The sequence below is a fragment of the Treponema sp. TIM-1 genome (genome assembly GCF_046533115.1).
Lineage (GTDB): Bacteria > Spirochaetota > Spirochaetia > Treponematales > Breznakiellaceae > JAIRMO01.
The window spans coordinates 1-21,701 of sequence record NZ_JAJQRC010000047.1; the positions used below are offsets into that span (position 1 = coordinate 1).

A 21,701-nucleotide genomic window follows, 5' to 3' on the forward strand; every position below is an offset into this window, starting at 1 on the left:
TCTGGGCGTCCAATACGCCCTACATGGCTTTCAGGATGACGCAACCGGAGACATTCTGGGGCTGTACCTGTGCGAACATGAGTGTCTGCAGAGATATTTTGAGGCATTTCGGGCGGTTTTACCTGCGTATGGAGTGCCTGAAGCCCTCTATGCCGACCGAATAGGGGTATATTTCGTCAATACCAAAAAGCCGGAACACTGGTCGATTGAGGAGCAACTGGCCGGGAAAACCCTGGATAAAACCCAATTCGGCTATATCGCGGAAACCTTAGGCTGTGATCTTATTCCCGTGGGAAGCCCGCAAGCCAAAGGGCGTATTGAACGGCTGTGGGAGACCCTGCAAAGCCGCCTGCCCGTCTGGTTTGCTCTGAACGGCATTACCACCAGGGAACAGGCTAACGCCGCCCTCCCCCGTTTCATCAGGGAGTTTACTCAGCGCTTCCACCGGAAGGCGGCTTACCCGGATACAACCGCTTTTGCGCCCCTCCCGGTAACCTTCGACCTTGATACCCTGCTTGCCGCCAAATACAACCGCAAAACAGATAACTGTGGCTGTTTCTCGTTTCATAATTACACCTTTCAGGTTGACAGTCCCAAGCCACCGGTTAAGAAACATATCGTGTTTCTGTTCAGTGAAAAAATCGGCTTTAAAGCGTATTACGACAAAACGTATTACGGGGTAAAATTTCTGGACTTCCTGAATAAAGACAAAACATCTCATCTGCCACAGGTTACCAAATGGCTCATTCACGATTCCTTCTTCGCCGATGTAAAAGTCCCCGAGCTTGCCGATAGGACTGCGGGGGGGTGAACGTTTCCCCGGTGAATTAGTTCCATTAAGGGGTGAACGAATCCCTCGTTATTGACAGAAAAAAAATGAGGTATTCCGTCCTTTTTACGCCCTATGCTCTTCATCAGTGACGATACCACGGTATTTTTCGAAAAAGTACCGTAGTTCGGATTCAGAGACAAACGCGGAGAGGGCGCCCTTGGCGGTTACGCATTTTCCGCCGGTGATGTTACCCATAAGTACCGCGTCTTCTATCGGCATTTGGTGATATAAGCCATAGATGAGGCCGGCACGAAATGCGTCCCCCGCGCCCGTTGAATCGATACGGGTAAACTCACCTATAGGCGGGATAATACGTTCCCCGCCGTTGTAGATAAGGCAGCCTGCGGCATCAAGTTTTATAAGCGGTGTTTTAAGCCAGTTGCGCAGAACACGGGCCGCGCTCGAGACATCTTTACAGCCGGTAAACTTGAGGGCTTCCTGCCGGTTTGCCGTCCAATAATCGGCAAGCTCAAGATAGGATTCATAAACCGAACGGGGTACCGTATCTTCCCATGCCATATCAAAAATCAGCATGGCCCCTTCCTCTTTAAGTTTACGGCACACCTCGATATATCCCATCTGCATATCAACAATGCGGGCCCCCCGGCAGATTTCGAATACCGCCTGTAATTCATTATCGGTGGGCGCTTTTTTATCGGTATACGAAAGAAAGGTTCTGTCCTGCGGGGTGATCGCGGCAACGCTTATATTGATCGGAATCGCGCCACAGTCCGTTTTATAGAGGTTCCTTATCGTTATAGGCAGCGCTTCCAATTTTTTTAATACAAAACGCGAAAAAATATCATCCCCCAGATAGGTTCCCGCGCGGACAGGGATACCAAGCCTTGACACATTGAGCAGTGTACCCAATACCCCGCCGCCCAGGTGTATCGAGAATTCGTCCGCGTAAAGCTCCTCTCCTTCATTGGGTAAACGCGGAAGCCCGGAAAACATGAGGTCGATATTCGCCGAACCAACACCGGCAACAAAAGGGGTCATTTACTTTCCGCCATACCCGGCATTCGCCGTGAAATACCTGCGCGCCAAAGTACGCGCCGCCGAATATGAACCCACCAGCGGATGCAGCATAAGCGCGTCGACAGCACCCTTGACATCTTTATTTATGATTGCTTTGGACGCAAGGCGTTCATAACTCTTTACGCGGCGGATAAGCTCAAAGTGGGCGGGTTCTATGGCGTTGAAGTGGTGAGGGAACGCTTTGCCATGCTTAATTTCACAACTAATCTCAACAATGTCATCGGCGGCCAAACCGGGAATCGCGCCGTCATTGGGAATACACAAAACCATGCCTGAGGCGGATGCGTTCTTGCCGGATTCAATGTCGATAAAATTGAGGGCGACCCCCGCATAGCCGCCTTCGTCCTGCTTGAGGGTCCACGATGTACCCCGACGCACGCCCGTTTCCTGCGACATGTAGGCGTTTTCGCGCTTACCATACCATTTTTCGTAGATAGCAAGACACCCGTCTATCTCGGCTTCGGAGGCGTCAAGCATGTTTTTTGATGAAAGCTCGCTCATCATGCCGGTGTTTATATCCCTTATCACTTCACCGCGCGTTCCGGAAGCAGCCTGTATATTCACCAGCGCCTTTTCAGGATAATAATAATAGTAAAGATATTCATTGGGGATGCAGCCCAAATGATGAACCAACTCCGGTTCGAAAAAGCGCAGGTCGGTTTCACTATATATGCGCTCATCATGGATGATCTCCGCAGTAATATCTTTACCATTAAGGGTTATCTCTTCAAAGAATGAAAGATGATTAAGTCCATAGACCTTCATGCTCATGGTGTCCGCTGCTTTTTGCGCATACACTTTTGTAAGTTGACGGAGCATACCGCTGGGCGCGTCACAGATGCCGTAGGTGAAATCAAAACCCATATCACGGAGCGCCTGTGAAACAAGTCCCGCGGGATTGGTAAAATTGAACACCTTTACGGTTTTTTTTGCATGCTGTTTGATAAGCCGGCAATAATGCGCAAGCACGGGAATCGTCCGCATGGCAAAGGAAAAGCCCGCCGCGCCGGTTGTCTCCTGGCCTATCACGCCGCAGGAAAGCGCAATCCGCTCGTCTTCGACCCGCGCCAGGTCACCCCCCGGCCTTATGGTCGTGATGACATAATCGGCATCTTTGACCGCCGCCTCCGCGCTGGTGGTGAGTAGAAAATCAAGCGCCGGCTTGATCCGCCTGGCAGCGCGCATGGCGAGGGCGCCGAAAATACGGAGTTTTTCCTCGTCGTTATCCATAAATACGACCTGCGTTATGCCAAGGGCCTCAGCCCGCCGCGCAATACTTACGGCGAGAAACATCGAGCGTACTCCGCCCCCGCCGATAACTGTTATTTTCATTTTTTCATCCTTTTACCGCTCCTGCGGTAAGACTTTCAGTGACCTGATCCTGCGCTATGATGAATACAACGATAGTGGGGAGGACCGTCATCATAACCGCCGCAAACAGCGCTGCATAGTTGTTTGCGAAGGTTCCCAAATAATAGTTTAACGCAATTGGTATGGTTCTCGCCGTCTTCCCACTGGTCAATATCAACGCAAAGTAAAATTCATTCCATGTGTTGATAAACTGGAGAATCGCCGCGGTCATGATACCCGGTTTTGCAAGGGGCAGCACCATGCTGCCGAAGGTCCGGAAAAAACCAGCGCCGTCGATATACGCCGCTTCTTCCATCTCTTTAGGTATGGTCCGGTAATAGCTCGCCATAATAAAAAACGTAATGGGAATACCGAAGGCTGAATACACAAATATAAGCCCCCGCTTCGTATCAAATATTGACAGGGCATTCAACAGGGTAAAAAGCGGCTGGGAGAGGGCCTGTGCGGGGAGGAGCAATGCTACCGATATAAAGAATACGATAATAGCACCAGCCTTAAACTTAAACCGCGATACCACATAAGCGCATGGACACACGCAAAACAGGGTGAGTATGATGCTTGAACATACGATGATGATGCTGTTCAAAAAGAATTCTCCTATCGGGGCGTATTTGAACGCATCGGCATAATTTTTGAAGCGTAACACCGATGGAAACGATAGGGCGGACGAATTAATCTCCGCATAGCTCTTAAAAGAACTTATAAAGGCCCAGAGGAGCGGCCCCAGAGAAATCGCCGCCATAAGTATAAGAAACGCATATTTGAGGACTGCCAGAACGAAAGTAATGGCATTTGTATGTTTACGCATCAAGGGTATCCTTTTTTATGCGGAAAAGGAGGTTTATAATCACTACAAGCGCAATGCCTATGATTATCTGAAATACACCTATCGTATTTGCAAGTCCGTAATTAGACTGCAGCGACGCCGTCTTGTGGAGCAGTATGGGAAGATTTAATGTTGAAACTCCCGGCCCACCCTTGGTTGTTACATATATCACATCGAAATGCGAAACCATGGCAACCGCGGCGAGGATCACGCAGGTCTTTAACGAATTCTTCAAAAGGGGCAGCGTTATGTACATATCAATCTGCCACCACTTTGCGCCGTCGGTATGTGCCGATTCATAAATTTCGGTAGGAATAGCGCCGATTTCAGCGATAAATATGGTCGTGTTAAATGCCGAGTAGAATATCCAGGTCATCGTAACGGTGACAAAAGAATAATCTGAATTGCCAAAAAGGTTGGGAATCCTGGCCGTGCCTATGCCAAGAAAGACAAAAAGCGATTTTACGATTCCAAATTGAGGATTTAAGAGCAGCAAGAACATAACCCCCATTGCCGCGGTCGGGATGATATTGGGTATCAAATATATGGTCCGCATCGCCTTCCATCCGGCAGGACGGCGGTAGAGTATCAGCGCGACAATGAGTCCCGTTCCCAAATGAACCGTTGTTTGTAACATGACCCATATAAGCGTATTCCTGACCGCAGGCCAAAAATCAGACTTGGGCGAAAGGAGCTCAAGATAGTTTTTTAGGCCGATAAAAGAGGGGCGAATGAACGCCGTCCATTTTGTAAAGGATGTAAGAAATACCGTCGTAATGGGAACCGCGTATATAATCGAGAAGAGAAGCGCACAGGGAAGCACAAAGAGAGTTATCCATAGCGTTTTATGCTTTATCATTCTTATCCTCCCCCGCAGGCTCTCTTCGAGCCCGCGATTTTTCTTAATTGACGCTTTTAAGCGCCGCTTCACTCAGTTTTGCACAGAAAGCAGGGGCGTCTATTTTTCCGTTGCCCAACTCCGGTAATTGAAGCGAAAAGGCATCCAAGGTATTCTGATACCACAGAATCTGATTCTGGCCGTAGGTAATCATCGCCTTGGCTTGGATGTCAAGCACCTGGGCTAGAAGCGGATCGGCTTCCCGTAACGAATCGGGGACTTCCACCTTGGGCGATTCAGGCTGCAGGCCGGCCATTTCGAGGGCTGCCACCTGATTTTTAAGCGACGATTCGAATTTGAGGAATTCCACCGCGGCGTCAATCTTTGCTTTATCCTTCGCGCCGACCATATCGCCGGGCTGGGGCGTCATCGTCATACCGTATTTGGGCATGAGCATCACCCCAACCTTCTCGTAAAACTTATTCGGCGCTTTTTCTTCGTTGCGGATATCCGGTATCATCCATGGACCGTTTGGGAGCATGGCAACTTCGCCGTTGAAGAAATGGGTCGCCATGGTGTCATAGTTCCCCCCCATCGCGTCGGTTGTAGTATAATCCGAAAGCATCTTTTGCAATTTCTCGGCGGCGCTGATTACCTCGGGTATAGTATAATCTGTGGGATACATCAGGTTCATCCAATCATTACCCGCCTTGCCATTTGTTCCGATGAGCGCCGAAAACCACAGATTGGAAAGCCATCCGAAATCGGCGGTATCCATCCCTATGGGGATGATGCCCTTTGACTTAAAGGTTTCGCAGGCCGTAAAAAAATCTTCCCAAGTCTCCCACGCAACTTCAGGCGGTGTAATGCCGGCTTGGCGGAAAAGTTCCTTATTGTAATAGATATAGGTAATCTCCTTCGCCATAGGAACGGCGTATATCTTCCCGTCCACCGTGGCAAAGTCAAGCGATTTGGGATCAAACTGACTCTTCCAGGCAGGGTCGGCGTCGAAATAAGGGGTAAGGTCGGCAATTTTTCCCGCCCGCGCCGCCATTTCAGTATAATTATTTCCGCCGGTAAGCACGATGTCGGGCAGGTCTCCGGATGATATGAGGAGCCTCAATTTTTGATTGTAGGCATCCGTGGTGGGCATTTCTTCAAAGTCAAACACCACATCTTTGCCGGCTTCGGTTTTGACAAACTCCGTGAAGAGATGATTAAAATAGGGCGCGCCAAAATCCGTACCCACATGATAGTTGATAACTTTAAGATGAATCTTGCCGTCATCTTTTTTGTTACCGCACCCGGTACCGGTAAATACCGCAATAATGGTGCAAAACACCGCACAAACTTTCCAAAATCGTTTCATGATATCCCGCTTATTATCGCTTCCCCACCTGTCCATATTAACCTCCAAATTCATTTACTGTAACGTAACAGTTATACTGTTACGTTACAGTTATAATAGACCGGAATCACCGCCCTGTCAAGCATTTTTTGATATTTTTTTATATTTTTTCAGATCGGAACACGGATAAGGGCTGCCATATGGGTAACCGTTCATGGACCCTATATATGGGGTTATACTATCAGTATATACTCCATATATAGCGTTTTCAAAAATTTGAGCATGGTAATATACGCTACATATAGTGGCATAGAAACGATAGTACACTATATCCGGAAATACCCGTGAACGGTTACCCATATTTTAACCGGTAATCGCAAATACCGCTCTTTTTGTGAATTCGCAGCGGATTTTACCCTAATTCAGTTTTTTTACACTATCCCTAATAACCAACGACACCGGTAAAATAATCCGGTATTCAGCTACCGGCTCTCGACGGATCATACGGAGAATTTGTTCCACCGCATGAAAAGCCTTTAAGGGCACATCCTGATGAATGGTCGTAAGCCGTGGTCTTGTTTGTACTGCATATAAATTGTCGTCAAATCCACATACCGATATATCCCCGGGGATATGTATGCCATCGTCACTCAGAAGATTGACATAATCGGCGGCCAAAAAGTCAGATGCAAAAAACAGGGCCGTGTAGCCGTATAATTTTCCTCCGGTGGAATTCCGGTAATCTTTGTGCCGTTTTTGATAATCATTATTGATATAAATATAATCTTCCGGCAAAAATGGTATCCCGTGTTTTTTTAAGGCTTTTTTATATCCCGCTCTGCGGGCCGCATACTCCCCCTGGAGCTTTTGAAAATCCGCCAGAAAAGCAATACGTTTATGCCCCTGTTGTATCAGGTATTCGGTCATTACATAACCGCCATGAAAATCATCCGCGCCTATATTGGCATATGGTAAACCATCATTATGGAAATAACCGTCTATAAAAACAACCGGGACCTCAGAACTCCGCACAAATTGCGTACAGCCATCGGCTCCACATCCGCATATTATCATCCCCTCCACATTCCAGGCCTTCACCATATGCAGACACTCATCAACATCGGCGGATACATAAAGCATCATAAAATAGCCTCTTGTTCTTACTTCACGCTCAATGGTCCCGATAATTTCAGCAAAGAAGGGATCATGGGTCATACTGTCACCCTTCCGGTTTTTTTCGATTTTGACAACGGCAATTATTTTTGATCCGTATTTCGCCAGGCTGCGTCCGCTCATGTTAGAAACATAATCGTTCTCTTTAATAACCCGTTGTACCCGTTGCAGCGTTTCCGGAGTCATCTCATCAGTTCTACCATGAATAACATTAGATACCGTAGTGGGACTCACCTTGGCAAGAACAGCAATTTGTTTTATGGTGATCATACCGCTTTCCGTATTGGTTTTTTATATACCGTATATCTTTGCCATTGACTTGTCAATACTTGGCAATGCGACATCCCAGTTTCAACAAAGGACAGAAAAACCACGAACCACACGAACAGAAACAAAGGCAAATTGGCGTTTTCACCGATAGTTCTTTCCTGCTTTCCCACGAACAAAGAAGAGAATTCAGGTATAAATTCCGGAATATCGAAGCAAAACTTCGTGATGTTCGTGTCGTTCGTGGTTAATTATTCCCCCTTGTTCGAGTAATTCGTGGTTATCTTGAACTGAGCATTACTGATGTAGCATGGCAGGGCGCCGTACAAAATACGGGATAAAAGTCTCTATGCGGGTTATATCGGAACCGACAGCATCGAGGAGGGCCGGAACGCGGGGAGATTTCTGCTGGAAAAATTCCGGAACCGGCTTGGCCCGGGGGGAGCACATAGAGCCCCTTATTCATGTAGAGGAACAGATATTTTACGAGGGGGAAGATCTGTCGACCCTCGAACCAAGGGGATACTGAAGTGGCTCGTCAGGGCGGCTTGTTTGACCGGGTACGGTCCTTTTTCCCCGGCGGAAATCCCGCTTCCAGCATCAAGGGAACCATAAAGGCATCCCACGTGGTTATTATCGGGGTTATGCTGATCCCCCTGTCGGTAAGCCTCATCGTTTCCATGTTAAACACCGTCAGTTACGACCGGCTGATACGTAATGTCAGCAAGGCCAACCGCCTGAACCAGATCGTAAAGGCCGATATTGCCAACGAGTTGTGGGATATCGTGGCGGGCAATAAATCCTTTGCCCAGGGAAGCCAGTACGGGATCATCGGCGACATCAACGACCGCTTAAATGACATTAAAAGTACCACGGTGGGAACGGAAAACCGGCAGCTGCTGGAGGTGGCCGGCCGGGCGATAAATACCCTGACCCGTTATGTGGACCGCCTGGGCAGCCAGATGGAAAACTCCTTTCCGGTGGTGGAAAACGAGCGTATCCTGGACGAGATCCGGGGGGTGTCCCTCCTGATATCGGAAATACTGCAGGATTTTATCGTCCGGGAAATTGAATCCGCCTCGGCGGCCAACGAGGAGATCAAGCGCCGGGCCCTTATCATCGGCGGTATCGAATTGGGGGTAATGGTTCTTGCCACGGTCTTTTCGGTACTGGTGCAAATATCCGTATCTTCCAATATAGAACGGGCCACCGGCGCCCTGGTCTCCTGGTCAAACCACGTTGCCGGGGGGGATCTCAGCGCCCGGGCCCGGGCTCCCCGGATTGCCGAATTCCACAGCCTTACCGAAAACCTGAACTTTATGGCGGAAAAGATAAAGACCCTGCTGGAAGACAATATCCGGGAACAGCAGCACCGGCAGAAATCCGAGATGAAGGCGCTCCTGGCCCAGATAACGCCCCACTTTTTGTACAACACCCTGGATTCCATCATCTGGCTTGCGGAGGGAAAGCACTACGAAGAGGTGGTTTCCATTACCCGGGCCTTTTCCAATTTTTTCCGCATTTCCCTGAACCAGGGCAGCGAATGGGTAACGATTCACGATGAATTTAAACATATTGAAAGTTACCTGACCATCCAGAAGATACGCTACCGGGACATTCTTGATTATTCCATCGAATATGAACAGGATATGGGGGAAAAGATCATCCTGAAACTCCTGCTCCAGCCCCTGGTGGAAAACGCCCTCTACCACGGCATAAAAAACAAACGGGGCCCGGGGATGATCCGGGTTCAGGGCCGGCAGGAAGCCGGTTTTCTCTGGTTCAGCATTACCGATAACGGCATCGGCATTACCGGGGAGCAGCTTGAAAACATCAGGAGCCAACTGCGTAAGCCCCCGGCCCCCGACGCCCAGACCACTATTTACGGCCTTTACAATGTAAGCAGGCGCCTGGAACTGTACTACGGCTGCCGGGACCTTCTGGAGATAAACAGCGTTTACCGGGAAGGGACCGTGGTTACCCTGAAGATACCCGGAGAAAACCGCAATGTATAAGGTCTTTCTGGTGGAAGATGAAATTGTCGTCCGGGAAGGGATACGGAACAGCATCCCCTGGGATAAAGCCCCCTACACCCTGGCGGGGGAAGCCCCGGACGGCGAGATGGCCCTTTCCATCATCATGGATCTGAAACCCGATATTCTGATTACCGATATTAAGATGCCCTTTATGGACGGCCTTACCCTTTGCCGGATCGTGAAAAAGACCCTGCCCTGGATAAAGATCATCATCCTTTCGGGGCACGACGAATTTGAGTATGCCCGGAAGGCCATTTCCATCGGCGTTGAGGAGTACCTTCTCAAGCCCGTATCCTCCCAGGACATGATCGCCGCCCTGGACAAAATCGCCGCCCGGATCGATGAGGAAAAAGAAAAACTCCTCAGTATTGAACACCTTAAAAAACAGGTCCAGTCCCACGCGGATATTTTGCGGGAACGGTGGCTCCTCGATTTTGTCCACGGCAGGATTCCCCCCGGTGAAACCATAGAGCAGGCCCGGGAACTGGGACTCGATCTGATAGCCCGGTCCTATATCGCGGCGGTGGTCGGTATCGTCCTCCCCCCGGATTCCGCCGGGAAGTCCCCTCCCCTGCTTTCGGTTAAAGCGATCATCAAATCCATAACGGAAAAATATTCGAATGTGCTGCTTTTCCCGGCGGATGAAAAAAAGTACGTCATGCTGATCAGGGAAAATCCTCCGCTCCCCTCCGGGGCCGAGGCCGCCGGCGCCAAAAAGACGGAAGAATCCATGGAAGAGTCGCTCTACTCCATTGCCCTGGGGCTTGCCCGGATCGCCGACGAACGGAGTCTTGCCGGGGAAGGGAATTTTGATCCGACGGGACTCCTCAACATCGAGACGGACCCCCTGGTGGCACGGCTCAAATATGCCTCCGGAAAGGATGTGGATTCCATTATCAAGGGCTACGCGGACCTTTTGGGAGAAAAAAGCGGCGAAAACCAGATGCTGGAATACTATATCTTTGGGGATATCATCGTGGGGGCCTCGAAAATCATTGAGGAACTGGGGGGGGATATCAAACAGATCATACCCTTTAGCCTTCAGCAAAACGAGATTCGGGAGATCATCAATTCCCGGGAGATGTTCTATGAAAAGATCCGGGCCCTCTGCTACGCGGTCATCGAATTCCGGGAATCCCGGACCGAGGGCAGATACCAGTCGGTGATCCTGAAGACCAAGGACTACATAGAGCGCAATTACGGGGATCAGGATATATCCCTGCATACGGTGGCGTCCCATGTGGGGATAAGCCCCAATCATCTCAGTACCGTCTTTTCCCAGGAAACGGGCGAGAATTTTATCGAGTACCTTACCAAGGTGAGGATTGAACGGGCAAAGCATCTGCTTTCCACCACGGGCATGAAAAACGCCGACATTGCCTTTGAAACGGGGTTCAGCGATCCCCACTACTTCAGTTTTATCTTTAAAAAGCATACCGGCCTTTCCCCCCGGGAGTGGAAAAAAAAGGAGAACAAGGCTGTTTCAAAACTTCATTTTTGAAACAGTAACCTTAGATTTAAACCCTAACTCCGCTCAGATTAGGTTGCCTATATTCTTTAATTCTTTGTTGAATAAAGAATTATGATGATTTGCGGCTTAAAATAGGCAGCCTAATTTAGGCGGAGTTAGGGATTAGTACTATCCCCTCAATCCACAAAGGGAAAAAGCAGTTTCTGGTTCTCCGGCTCGTAGAGGTTTTCCGCGGTGATAAGCACCGAGCCGGTATCGATAAAGGGGGGCAGGCTGCGGTTTTCCGCGGCGTCCCGGGCGGCCCGGACCGCGAGGTAGCCCATATTGAAGGGCTTCTGGATGACCACGGCGGCGATGATCCCCTCCTCAATCAGGTTGATCCTCCCCAGGGGGTTGTCAAAGCCCACAAGCCGGACCTTTCCGGCGGCGCCCGAGTCCAGCAGGGCCTGGGCAGCGCCTATGGTGGAGATCTCATTCATCGTCAGGATACCCCCCAGATCGGGGTACTCCTTCAGGAGTTCCATGGTGATGGCATAGGCCCGATCCGCGAAGTTATCGGTAAACCAGGTACCAAGAATCGGGTAACGGCCGTCTTTCTCCAAAACCTCCCGGACTCCCCGCTCCCGGTCTATGGCGGTGGTGGTGCCCCGGACATGGCTGAGGATTGCCAGCTTCCGACCGGGTTCGAGGATCCGGATCATCTCGACGGCGACCTTTCCCCCGCCCTCTACATTATCGGTGGCGACAAAGGTATGGGGAAGGCTGCTGTCCACCCCGGAATCCATGGCTATCACCTTGACCCCCATGGACACGGCCTTTTCCACCAGAGGCGCCAGCCGGGTATAGTCCGCCGCCGCCAGGACCAGGACCGTGGGGGGATCCGTGGCGAGGATGTTTTCTACGATCCGGATCTGGCCGTCCACATCGCTCTCGGCCCAGGGCCCCTGAATATCCAGGCGGAGGCCGAATTCAGTCGCCCCGGCCCGCATACCGGTTTTAAGGACCTCCCAAAATTCCGAATCATTGGCAATGGCCTTTATCACCGCGGTAACCCGAATCTCCTGTTCCGGGGGGGTGCGGACCAGGAAGAAGATGCCCAGGCTTCCCCCCAGGAATATCAGGAGGAGCAGGACCGGAATGAGACCGCCGAAACCCTTGGGGCTTCGGTCGTCCCCGGGGACGTTCATGTGGTCTGCCTCGTTCATCGGTCAAACTCCTTTTTTATGGCCGGAAGGTGGATGAACACCGTGGTTCCCTCATCCTCCCGGCTTTCAAATTCAAGACCGTAATCGCCGCCAAAGTAGAGTTTGATCCGTTCATCCACGTTGCGGACCCCGACGCCGCTGCCGGGCACATCGCCCCCCTCATCGCGGGTATCGTCGGAGGGGTCTTCGGCTGTGGTTTCGTCATTCTCCCCCCGGATCCGGTCCGGGGAGCCGCGGAGCTTGCGGCGGAGTTTTTCCAGGGTGGCGCCGTTCATTCCGATCCCGTCATCCCGGACCACCAGATCCATGCCTGTTGGCGTACGGCAGCCGGAAATAACCACGGTCCCCGCGACGGAATTATTTTTTATCCCGTGGTAAATGGCGTTTTCCACCAGGGGCTGCAGGATGATCTTGACGATCTGAAAAGATTTGATCTCCTCCTCCACCTCGATCCGGTAATCCAGCCGGTCCTTGTACCGGATCTTCTGGATGGTCAGGTAATTCTTAACATGCTCAATCTCGGAGGCGACATCGATTATTTCCTTCCCCTTGCTGATGGAGAGGCGGAAAAGCCGGGCCAGGGCGGAGCTCATGGCGATCACCTCCGCCTGTTTGCCCCCTTCGGCCATCCAGATCACCGAGTCCAGGGTATTGTAGAGGAAGTGGGGGTTGATCTGCATCTGCAGGGCCTTGAGTTCGCTTTTCCGCTTCTGTTCCTGTTCCAGGGTAACCCGCCTGAGGAGCTCCTTTATTTCTCCCACCATGATGTTAAAGTCCTTCCCCAATTCCCCGATCTCGTTGGAGGAATGGATATCCGCCAGGATATCGAAGTTGCCCTGTTCCACCGCCTGCATGGACCGGCGGAGTTCTTTGATGGGTTTGGATATACGCTGGGAGATGAATAGGGAAATAGCCATGGAGGCGATCAAAAAGAAAAGACCCCAGAAGGTATAACTCCGCCGGATGGCGCTGCGGTTTTCCACAAATTCACTCCGGTAATTTACCCCTACCACCTTCCAGCCCGTGGAATACATGGTCTCCACACTGTAAAATTTGTCCCGGTCCTCATCATCCCCGGGAAAATAGCCCGTGGTCTCATCGATAATCCGGCGGATGTTTTCGGTTTTAAGGCCGCCGTAGAGGAGCTGCTGCTGGGGATGATAGACGATGTCCCCCCGCCGGTCCACCACAAAGATATACCCCCGTTCCCCCAGTTGGATAGAACTGCAGATCCGGTCAATGATCCGGAAGTTGAGGTCCACCAAAAGTATCCCCAGGCCCCGGCCGGTCTCCTCGTCGATGATCTCCCGGGAAAGGGAAATGACCCAGCGGTACTGGCCTTTGATGATGTTCTGTATATGGGAGGAGGAGACCACCGAGCCCCCCCGGGCTTCCCGGGCCGCGGTGTACCAGGATTGCCGCAGGGGATCCGCCACGGGGTTCAGGGCGTTTTCCCGGTCCTGGGTGACAAAGCCCCCCCGGTAACCGAATACCCCGATCAGGGAAATATCATTCCGGGTGGTGGTCATCACCGTCAGGACCGACCGGACCGGTTCCGCAGCGGCTTCCCGTTCCGCGTCGGAGGCCGCCCCCAGGTATTCCCGCACGCTGCCGTCGGCCTCCACAAAGGCGGAGATCGAGTTCATATAGTCGATATAAAATTCGATGTTGTTGGCAATCTGCCGGACCAGGAGCTGGGTGTAACGCCGGGAGGTGATCCGGACGGTTTCCTCGGTTACCCCAAAGGCGATAAGGATGGCCCCCACAATGACGATCACCAACAGGACCGTAAAGGCCAGGGCGATGGTAACCTGGATGCTTTGGAACCTCGGCTTGACCGTGAGGGGCCCCCCGTTACGGCCGGACATGGGTTATCCTGGAACCGGTATGGGCATTCCGGTATTCCGTGGTGGTAAGCCCCGTGGATTTCCTGAAACTTAAGGAAAAATAATGGGGGTCCCGGTAACCTATTTTTTCGGCAATCTCGTAGGTCATCAGGTCCGTGGTCCGCAGCAGTTCCATGGCCTTACGGATCCTGATAGCGGTCAGTTCCTCCACAAAGGTTTTGTCATGGTGTTTTTTAAAGACGGCGCTGAAATAACTGGTACTGATGTCGAGTTTTTTACACAGGCCCTGGAGGGAAAGGGCGGGATCATCGTAATGGGTCTCCAAATAGTCCAGGGCTTCCCGGACCTTAACCAGGGCAAAATTTTCCTGCCGGGTACTGGTATAGGAACCGATGGTATCCGCCAGGAGGAAAAACCAGTCCCGGACCTCGTCCAGGTTTTTAAGCTGTTTGATATCCGCAAAGGGATCCGAAGGGGGAGGAAAAATTTCCCTTTGGGGAATTTCCATGTCCTCCATACCCTGTAACAGGGCGGCCAAAACCAGACGGAGCTTGCTATGGTATTCGTCTATGGTAAGGGGGGTGTTCTTAAAATAGTCCGTCATGGCCCGGATATGCCGGCGGGCCTCCTCCCCGGCGCCGATTTTGAGGGCCGACACGATCTCCCTGCCCCAGCCGGGGCTGCCCCTCCCTTCCGGGGATTCGGTTTTCCCCATCACTTCCCGGTAAGCGGTAAGGCCGATCTTCTCCTGGAGCAGGCCCCAGGCCAGGGCCTCGGCGGCGGTATGGTAGGAGGTCTCCAGGGATTCCAGGGTCTCCGCCGCCTCCCCTACCCCCAGGGCGATATCCTTGAACCGCAGGGATTGGAGCTTATGCCAGAGCAGTTCGGCGGTTTTTAAGCCCTCCCGGTACACGCCGGAACGGTTTTTCCCCCAGAGCAGGATTACCAGCCGGTCCGCCCCGTCCTGGAAGAGGAGCCCCAGCCCCAGGGAGTTAAGAAATTCCTCCAGGATATTCTGCACGGTGATGAGATCAATATGAAAATCTTCCCCCTTCCGGCGGCGGACAAAGTCCAGGACCAGGCACTGGTAGGCTACCCCTTCCAGGGGAAGGGGCAGGTCAAAGTAGGCGAGCTGCTCCGGGATACCGGTTCGGTCTGGCCGTCCTTCGATGAGGTGGACCAGAAACCGTTCCCGCAGGAGGGGGATGCTTTCGACCAGCTGTTTTTTGATATGCTCCAGGTCCCGCCGGCTTTCCTGTTCCGCGTCCAGGGTTTGCTTGAGTTTGACGAGGACGTTTTTGAATTCCCCGGGGGTTATGGGCTTTACGATATAATCGTAGACCTGAAGCCGCAGGGCCTTACGGGCATACTCAAAATCATCATACCCGGAGATGATGAGGACCTTGGTATCGGGCAGCGCCGAAAGCAGCCGGTCCGTCAAGACAAAACCGTCCATAAAAGGCATATTGATATCGGTCATCACCACGTCGGGCCGGATCCGCTCGGCCAATTCCAGGGCCTCAAAGCCATTGGCACAGGCCCCGGCAAAGGAGAACCCCAGATCTTCCCAGGGAATGGCATCCCGCATCCCCTCCCGGATTTCCGGCTCGTCATCTACCAGTACAAAGGAATACCGGCTCATAATCTTGGGGACGCCCTAAAGGTGCGCCAGACCGGCGGCGGCCTGACAGATGGCGATGATGACCCCCATAACCGCCTCGCCCCCCAAAAGGCCCGAGGAGATAATCAGTCCGCTCCCCCTTTTATCCCATGCCGGGGCCGCTTTTTCCAGGATAAAACGGAGCCCCCCGCCGGCAAAGGCGGTCAGGGACAAATAGAAGGGCAGATATACCCCCAGCCCCAGGGTCATCACCGGAAAATTCACCAGGTAAAGGATACATCCCGCCGCAAGACCGGCAATAAAAGCAGGTACCTGGGGAATACCCCCCACCATGGCCGCCACCGCGCCGGCCTGGGGAGCGGCAAACATTCCCTCGGGACCAAAGGCCGCGGGCCCGTAGGCGGTGATGATCATATAAAAGCTACCCACCGAAACCACGGCCCCTATGAGGCCGCCGATACATTCGGCTATCCACTGGGCTTTGGGATCGGACTTTAAAATATACCCGGACTTGAAGTCGTTCATCACGTCCCCCACCAGCCCGCAGGCAATGGCCACCACCGCGGCCACAAAAAAAGCGGCGGTTTGGCCGATGGAGGAAACCGCCTTGGCGGCCAGGAGGATGATGATACCGAAAACTTCCATGGGGTTAATCCCCGACTGCCCTACCACCTGGGCGGACATGGCCGTGGCGAGCCATACCCCCAGGATCGTGACGACGCTGGGGACGAGCCCCATGCCGCAGACCGTGGTAAACAGGATCGCCAGCAGCGCCATGACCAGGGGCGCCCAGCGGAGGCTGATGAAGCCCCCGGAAATGGCCTGCTTGCTGAACAGGGGGCCGAAGATCTCCCGGGCCTTGGGCAGGATCCCCTTGACGATGATCCCCAGGCCGGTACCCACCATCAGGCCGATCCCCAGGGAAGCTTTGATCCCCGCGGCAAGCCCGGGGCTGAGGAAACCCGCGGCCACCCCGCCGATGAGGATGCCGAAATCGCCGATCAGCGCCCCCAGAAACCAGACCCCGATGGCCAAGGGGCCGATGATATAGCCTATGGAGATAAGCATGGGGGAAAGCCATAGCCCCCCCAGGGAACCGAACCCCACCATGGTTTTGTTCATAAGGGTCGCGGGGATAATGGTTTTGCCCGAAATCGCCGGAATACCGTCCCGGAGAAAGGTGAACAACCCCGCAATACCCAGGGAGGAAAAGAGGGTCTTTGATTTTTTCCCCCCCTCATCCCCGACGATAAGGGTTTCGGCGGCGGCCTGTCCCATGGGATAGGGCAGTTTTTTGGTGACCACAAAATAGTTGCGGATAAGGGCGGTAAAGATCAGTCCCAGGATCACGCCCCCCAGAACCACAAAAAACAGCTGGAGAAAGTTGACCCGGGCGCTTTTATCCAGCATATAGATACCCGGAATGGTAAAGGCCAGGCCCCCGGCGGTCATGGCCCCCGCGGACATGGCGGTATGGGTAACGTTGATTTCGTTGATATTACTCTTTTTAAAAAATTTTAAAAAAAACATGGAGACCAGGGCAACAAAGATGATGGGCCAGGGCAGGGCGCCCAGTTTTAAGGCCACATACATGGAGCTCATGGTGAGAATAACGGCCCCCACCGCACCGATGATCATACCCCGTACCGTTAATTGATCTTTAAATGAAACCGCGTATTCTACTTTGCTGTTTTTTTCCTCCATAACAATAGCATCCCTCCTTTGGCAGCAACGAATGATTTTTGAGGATGGGCGGAACTACCCGCTGTTTTTTCGCAGGGTTATATGAAATACATATAGGACTCATCGGGGTCCACGGTCCCCACCACCGAAGCCAGCGTTTTCCGGTCTATCACCTGGGCAATCCGGTCATTGAGGCGATCAAAAACCGTAAGGCGGATGCAGCGCTGGAGTTTGGTCTCCGAAACGGCAGGCAGGGGGGGATCAACCACCCACATATCCCCTTCCAGTTCCCGCAGGACATCCCCGATGACAATATCCTGGGGGCGTTGGGCCAGGGCATATCCCCCGGAAGCGCCCTTGACCGAGCGGATAAAGCCGGATCGCCGGAGGATCACCGCCACCTGTTCCAGGTAACGGACGGATATACTCTGCCGTTCCGCCACACTGGCCAGGGCCACATGGGGTTCCACGATATGTTCCGCCAAGTCGATGAGGAGCCGCATTCCATAACGTCCCCGGGTCGAAATTTTCATATGGCGTACTCCAGCCTGTCCATGGCATAGTAGGCTTCCACCAGATCCGTAAGGGTGATGGAATCCACACAATCGCTTATCTCGTGGTAAAGCTCACTCCAGGTATGCCGGCTGATACAATAGGCTTCCGCGGGACAGATCATGGAATTTACCACACAAGCCACCGGCTCCAGGGGACCTTCCACGGCCCGCAAAATATCCCCCACGGTGATCGTGTCCGGCTCCTTCCCCAAAAGATAGCCCCCCTGGGGCCCCCGGATACCCCGAATTATCCCGGCCTTTCTGAGGGGGATAAAAAGCTGTTCCAGGTAACCGTCGGAAATACCGGTATGCTCCGCGATGGTCCGAGTACTGCAATACTCCCCATCGGGAAGCAAAGCCATGTACAAAAGGGCTTCCAGGGAATAACGGCCTTTCGTTGAAATTCTCATATACTACTCCTTTTTAAATCGTACTATAAGAAAACGCCGCATCCAAATCGGCGATTATATCCTCGGGAGCTTCGATCCCCACGGAAAGCCGCATAAGCCGGTCAGTCACCCCGGCGGAGAGCCGCATGGCCTCGGGGATTGCCCCGTGGGTTTGGACCAGGGGATAGGTCAACAGGGACTCCACCCCCCCCAGGCTTTCGGCAAAGAGGATCAGGGACACCTTCCGTAAAATAACGGCCACGTCATCCCGGTTTTTAAGGTAAAAGGAGATCATACCCCCATGCCCCCGGGCCTGGGAACAGGACAGTTGGTACTGGGGATGCTCCGTAAAGCCCGGATAAAAAACCTGTTCCACCTGGGGATGCTCCTGGAGCCACCGGGCGATCCGGAGGGCGTTGGACTGGTGCCGTTCCATCCGTAGGGCCAGGGTTTTGATTCCCCGGAGTACCAACCACGCGTCCAGGGGCGCCAGGGCGGCCCCCTCGCTTTTTTGGGCATTCCGGAGGGGTTCCTCAAAAATATCGTTATCATGGACAATAAAGCCCGAAAGGGTATCGTTATGGCCGGCCAGGTATTTGGTGCCGCTATGGACCACCAGATCCGCCCCCAGCTTGAGGGGATTCTGAAAATAGGGGGAGAGAAAGGTGTTGTCTACGATAAGATAGCCCCCGTGGTTATGGATAAGCTCCCCGCAGCGCCGGATATCGGTAATCTTCATCATGGGGTTGGAGGGGGTTTCGATAAAAATAGCCTTGGTTTCGGGGCGGAGGTTTGCCTCCACCAGGTTGAGATCGCTGGAATCCACCCAGGAAAAGGAAAAGCCGTAGTGTTCATAATACTCATGGAAGAGGCGGTAGGTTCCCCCGTAAAGGTCCGCGGAAACGATGAGGTGATCCCCGGGTTTGAAGAGTTTTATAATAGAGGAAATCGCCCCCATACCCGAGGCAAAGGCCAAGCCGGATCTGCCCCCCTCAATAAGGGCCAGGGTACGCTCCAACTCCGTTCTGGTGGGATTGATACTTCGGGAATAATCATACCCCGTGGACTCATACAGCCCCGGATGCCTAAAGGTGGAACTTTGGTAAATAGGGGTGGTCACCGCGCCGGTGACCGGATCAAAGGGGGTCGCTCCATGTACCAGGAGGGTTTCCAGGGCCAAGCGGCCGGTACAATGGGGTTCTTCTTTCATGGCAGGCTCCTGTCAAATACTAACTTCATATTTCCTCATAAGCTCCGGTCATCCCAGGGCCCGGTCAAAATCAGCGATGAGATCCTCCACATCCTCAAGTCCCACGGAGATTCGGATCAGGGTATCGGTAATGCCCAGCCGCCGCCGCTCCTCCGCCGGCATGGCGGCATGGCTCATCCTGACCGGATAGGAGGCGATGGTCTCCACCCCCCCCAGGCTCACCGCCGCCGCGGCATATTCCACCTGGGCCAAAAAACGGAGGGCGTCTTCGGCGGTTTTTGTCCTAAAGGAAAGGACCGCCCCCGCCCCGGATGCCTGGGCCTCGTTAATTTCCCTGCCGGGATGATTCGCAAGACCGGGATAGAATACGGCACTAACCTTCTTATGATCAAGAAGCCATTGGGCAAGCTGCCGGGCGGAAGCCTCCTGGACCTCCAGCCGGGCCTTGAGGGTTTTGATCCCCCGCATCACCAGCCAGACATCCCAAGGACCGGGGATCGCGCCGAAACTGTTCTGGACCGCGTATACCCGCTTGCCCAGCTCTTTGGTCCGGGTAACCGCCAGGCCCAGCACCACATCACTGTGGCCGCCTAAAAATTTGGTCGCCGAATGGACCACCACATCCGCCCCCAGCTCTATGGGCCGCTGGAGGTAGGGGGTCATAAAGGTATTATCCACCACGGAGATAAGCCCCGCGTCCCGGGCTATACCCAAACAAGTTTTAAGATCAATAATTTTAAGGAGCGGATTGGAGGGGGTTTCCAGGAACAGGGCCTTGGTAGTGGGTTTGATGGCCCTCCGGATATTTTCCGGATCCGAGGCATCCACCGCCGTACATTCCAGCCCCCAGCGCCGGTAAAAGTTGTTGAGGATCCGCCAACTCCCCCCATAGATATCCTCCGCGGCGATGACATGATCCCCCCCCGAGAGGATCCCCAGGACCGAGGACACCGCGGCGATACCGCTTCCAAAGGCGTAGCCCCGCTCGCCCCCCTCCAGGGTGGCGATGATCTCCTCCAGGGCCTTTCTGGTGGGATTCCCCGACCGGGCATAATCAAATTCCCGGGGTGTCGACAGATCCCCCTGATCAAAGGTGGAGGTCTGAACGATGGGTACCCCCAAGGCTCCGGTTACCGGATCCATCTCATGACCGTTATGTATTAAGCGGGTTCCCCGTTTCATCCGTTATCCTTTCCGGTTTAATTCAAATCCGATATAAATTGTAGGAGATCGGCGCAAAAAAATCAATGCCCGATCAGCGGATCTGGGATAATCTCCTAAAAGTGAAAAGAGGAATAATAACCACCCAGAAACTTTCCCAAAACTGAAGCTCCAGGAAAGCCTCCGGATTACGGAGAAAATCGCTTAAGGCTCCAATTTCGTAAACCGCTCCTCAATCCTCAACTTTAAATCTCGAAACCTCCTGTACCAGAACGTGAATGTTTTCCCGGTTCGTCCCGCTGATGGTATTCACCCGGTCCACCGCCACATTGATCTGGTCCGCCCCGGAGGCCATCTCGTTCATCCCGCTCGTTATCTCCTGGGTCGCCAGTTCCAGGTTTTTGCTCTCCTGGATAACCTGTTTGCTCCCCTCAAGCATTTCCTCAGAACCGGTCTTAACCAGTTGGGTCTCCTCGTTGAGCTGACCCAGGGACTCCAGGATCTGCTTACTCCCCACGCTCTGTTCCTCCATGGCGCTGCGGATGTTCTCTTCCTGTTCCGATACGGTCCTGACCCCGCTGTCTATGGCTTCAAACTTGTTCAACACATTGTCGGTGGATTTGGTTATTGTGTCGATGGAATCTTTTATCTTCTTGAGAACCGTGGAAATGGTCTTGGACTGCTCCCCGGAATTCTCCGCCAGTTTCCGTATCTCATCGGCCACCACGGCAAATCCCTTTCCCGCCTCCCCGGCATGGGCCGCCTCTATGGCGGCGTTCATGGACAACAGGTTGGTCTGGCTGGCGATGTTTTCCATCACCGCGTTGATCT

18 protein-coding genes are annotated in these 21,701 nt (G+C 53.1%); 3 read left to right on the forward strand and 15 right to left on the reverse strand.

Annotated elements, in window-relative coordinates; translation table 11 throughout:
* A partial coding sequence (locus tag LQZ21_RS12950; RefSeq protein ID WP_486401694.1) for a transposase family protein occupies positions 1-811 on the forward strand: 811 nt, incomplete at its 5' end.
* 84 nt (positions 812-895) lie between these two features.
* Here LQZ21_RS12950 and LQZ21_RS12955 read toward each other — a convergent pair.
* The 6 genes from LQZ21_RS12955 to LQZ21_RS12980 form a co-directional block, all read right to left on the reverse strand.
* On the reverse strand, positions 896-1,831 hold the full coding sequence (locus LQZ21_RS12955) for a carbohydrate kinase family protein (RefSeq protein ID WP_411044939.1): 936 nt from the start codon (positions 1,829-1,831) through the stop codon (positions 896-898).
* A complete protein-coding gene (locus tag LQZ21_RS12960) occupies positions 1,832-3,202 on the reverse strand; it encodes a family 4 glycosyl hydrolase (RefSeq protein ID WP_411044940.1) in 1,371 nt (456 codons plus the stop codon). It abuts the gene before it with no gap.
* A gap of 4 nt (positions 3,203-3,206) precedes the next feature.
* The gene (locus LQZ21_RS12965; RefSeq protein WP_411044941.1) at positions 3,207-4,049 is read right to left on the reverse strand and encodes a carbohydrate ABC transporter permease; all 843 of its coding nucleotides are present in this window, start codon (positions 4,047-4,049) and stop codon (positions 3,207-3,209) included.
* On the reverse strand, positions 4,042-4,926 hold the full coding sequence (locus LQZ21_RS12970; RefSeq protein ID WP_411044942.1) for a carbohydrate ABC transporter permease: 885 nt from the start codon (positions 4,924-4,926) through the stop codon (positions 4,042-4,044). The genes LQZ21_RS12965 and LQZ21_RS12970 overlap by 8 nt, the downstream gene beginning before the upstream one ends.
* A gap of 43 nt (positions 4,927-4,969) precedes the next feature.
* Positions 4,970-6,310 (reverse strand): ABC transporter substrate-binding protein, encoded by a 1,341-nt coding sequence (locus LQZ21_RS12975; RefSeq protein ID WP_411044943.1) that lies wholly within the window; start codon positions 6,308-6,310, stop codon positions 4,970-4,972.
* Positions 6,311-6,670: 360 nt separating this feature from the next.
* The gene (locus LQZ21_RS12980) at positions 6,671-7,696 is read right to left on the reverse strand and encodes a LacI family DNA-binding transcriptional regulator (protein ID WP_411044944.1); all 1,026 of its coding nucleotides are present in this window, start codon (positions 7,694-7,696) and stop codon (positions 6,671-6,673) included.
* Between the two features lie 527 nt (positions 7,697-8,223).
* Here LQZ21_RS12980 and LQZ21_RS12985 point away from each other — a divergent pair.
* Positions 8,224-9,708 carry a sensor histidine kinase gene (locus LQZ21_RS12985; protein ID WP_411044945.1) on the forward strand — a complete coding sequence of 495 codons (1,485 nt, stop codon included), beginning with the start codon at positions 8,224-8,226 and terminating at the stop codon, positions 9,706-9,708.
* Positions 9,701-11,230: a response regulator transcription factor gene (locus tag LQZ21_RS12990; RefSeq protein ID WP_411044946.1), complete on the forward strand. Its 1,530-nt coding sequence runs from the start codon at positions 9,701-9,703 to the stop codon at positions 11,228-11,230. Before LQZ21_RS12985 ends, LQZ21_RS12990 begins: the two co-directional genes overlap by 8 nt.
* 146 nt (positions 11,231-11,376) lie before the next feature.
* Here LQZ21_RS12990 and LQZ21_RS12995 read toward each other — a convergent pair whose 3' ends face one another.
* The 9 genes from LQZ21_RS12995 to LQZ21_RS13035 form a co-directional block, all read right to left on the reverse strand.
* Positions 11,377-12,405, reverse strand: coding sequence for a substrate-binding domain-containing protein (locus LQZ21_RS12995; RefSeq protein ID WP_411044947.1), 1,029 nt, complete (start codon positions 12,403-12,405; stop codon positions 11,377-11,379).
* Entirely contained in the window at positions 12,402-14,273 is a 1,872-nt protein-coding gene (locus LQZ21_RS13000) for a sensor histidine kinase (protein WP_411044948.1), read from the reverse strand. Before LQZ21_RS13000 ends, LQZ21_RS12995 begins: the two co-directional genes overlap by 4 nt.
* The gene (locus tag LQZ21_RS13005; protein WP_411044949.1) at positions 14,260-15,894 is read right to left on the reverse strand and encodes a response regulator; all 1,635 of its coding nucleotides are present in this window, start codon (positions 15,892-15,894) and stop codon (positions 14,260-14,262) included. Before LQZ21_RS13005 ends, LQZ21_RS13000 begins: the two co-directional genes overlap by 14 nt.
* A 15-nt stretch (positions 15,895-15,909) precedes the next feature.
* The gene (locus tag LQZ21_RS13010; RefSeq protein ID WP_411044950.1) at positions 15,910-17,577 is read right to left on the reverse strand and encodes an OPT/YSL family transporter; all 1,668 of its coding nucleotides are present in this window, start codon (positions 17,575-17,577) and stop codon (positions 15,910-15,912) included.
* A 77-nt stretch (positions 17,578-17,654) separates the two neighbouring features.
* Positions 17,655-18,089 carry an RrF2 family transcriptional regulator gene (locus LQZ21_RS13015; protein WP_411044951.1) on the reverse strand — a complete coding sequence of 145 codons (435 nt, stop codon included), beginning with the start codon at positions 18,087-18,089 and terminating at the stop codon, positions 17,655-17,657.
* A complete protein-coding gene (locus tag LQZ21_RS13020) occupies positions 18,086-18,520 on the reverse strand; it encodes an RrF2 family transcriptional regulator (RefSeq protein WP_411044952.1) in 435 nt (144 codons plus the stop codon). Before LQZ21_RS13020 ends, LQZ21_RS13015 begins: the two co-directional genes overlap by 4 nt.
* A gap of 13 nt (positions 18,521-18,533) precedes the next feature.
* Positions 18,534-19,709, reverse strand: a complete 1,176-nt coding sequence (locus LQZ21_RS13025; protein ID WP_411044953.1) for a trans-sulfuration enzyme family protein — start codon at positions 19,707-19,709, stop codon at positions 18,534-18,536.
* A gap of 48 nt (positions 19,710-19,757) precedes the next feature.
* Positions 19,758-20,891 carry a trans-sulfuration enzyme family protein gene (locus LQZ21_RS13030; protein WP_411044955.1) on the reverse strand — a complete coding sequence of 378 codons (1,134 nt, stop codon included), beginning with the start codon at positions 20,889-20,891 and terminating at the stop codon, positions 19,758-19,760.
* 211 nt (positions 20,892-21,102) lie between these two features.
* The coding region (locus LQZ21_RS13035) for a methyl-accepting chemotaxis protein (protein WP_411044956.1) at positions 21,103-21,701 on the reverse strand (599 nt) is incomplete at its 5' end.

Coding starts and splice junctions, on each gene's coding strand:
- LQZ21_RS12990 (WP_411044946.1), top strand. CDS start 9,701: ATGTATAAGGTCTTTCTGGTGGAAGATGAAATTGTCGTCCGGGAAGGG.
- LQZ21_RS12955 (WP_411044939.1), bottom strand. CDS start 1,831: ATGACCCCTTTTGTTGCCGGTGTTGGTTCGGCGAATATCGACCTCATG.
- LQZ21_RS13020 (WP_411044952.1), bottom strand. CDS start 18,520: ATGAGAATTTCAACGAAAGGCCGTTATTCCCTGGAAGCCCTTTTGTAC.
- LQZ21_RS13000 (WP_411044948.1), bottom strand. CDS start 14,273: ATGTCCGGCCGTAACGGGGGGCCCCTCACGGTCAAGCCGAGGTTCCAA.
- LQZ21_RS13030 (WP_411044955.1), bottom strand. CDS start 20,891: ATGAAACGGGGAACCCGCTTAATACATAACGGTCATGAGATGGATCCG.
- LQZ21_RS12975 (WP_411044943.1), bottom strand. CDS start 6,310: ATGGACAGGTGGGGAAGCGATAATAAGCGGGATATCATGAAACGATTT.
- LQZ21_RS13010 (WP_411044950.1), bottom strand. CDS start 17,577: ATGGAGGAAAAAAACAGCAAAGTAGAATACGCGGTTTCATTTAAAGAT.
- LQZ21_RS12995 (WP_411044947.1), bottom strand. CDS start 12,405: ATGAACGAGGCAGACCACATGAACGTCCCCGGGGACGACCGAAGCCCC.
- LQZ21_RS13005 (WP_411044949.1), bottom strand. CDS start 15,894: ATGAGCCGGTATTCCTTTGTACTGGTAGATGACGAGCCGGAAATCCGG.
- LQZ21_RS12980 (WP_411044944.1), bottom strand. CDS start 7,696: ATGATCACCATAAAACAAATTGCTGTTCTTGCCAAGGTGAGTCCCACT.
- LQZ21_RS12965 (WP_411044941.1), bottom strand. CDS start 4,049: ATGCGTAAACATACAAATGCCATTACTTTCGTTCTGGCAGTCCTCAAA.
- LQZ21_RS12970 (WP_411044942.1), bottom strand. CDS start 4,926: ATGATAAAGCATAAAACGCTATGGATAACTCTCTTTGTGCTTCCCTGT.
- LQZ21_RS12960 (WP_411044940.1), bottom strand. CDS start 3,202: ATGAAAATAACAGTTATCGGCGGGGGCGGAGTACGCTCGATGTTTCTC.
- LQZ21_RS13025 (WP_411044953.1), bottom strand. CDS start 19,709: ATGAAAGAAGAACCCCATTGTACCGGCCGCTTGGCCCTGGAAACCCTC.
- LQZ21_RS13015 (WP_411044951.1), bottom strand. CDS start 18,089: ATGAAAATTTCGACCCGGGGACGTTATGGAATGCGGCTCCTCATCGAC.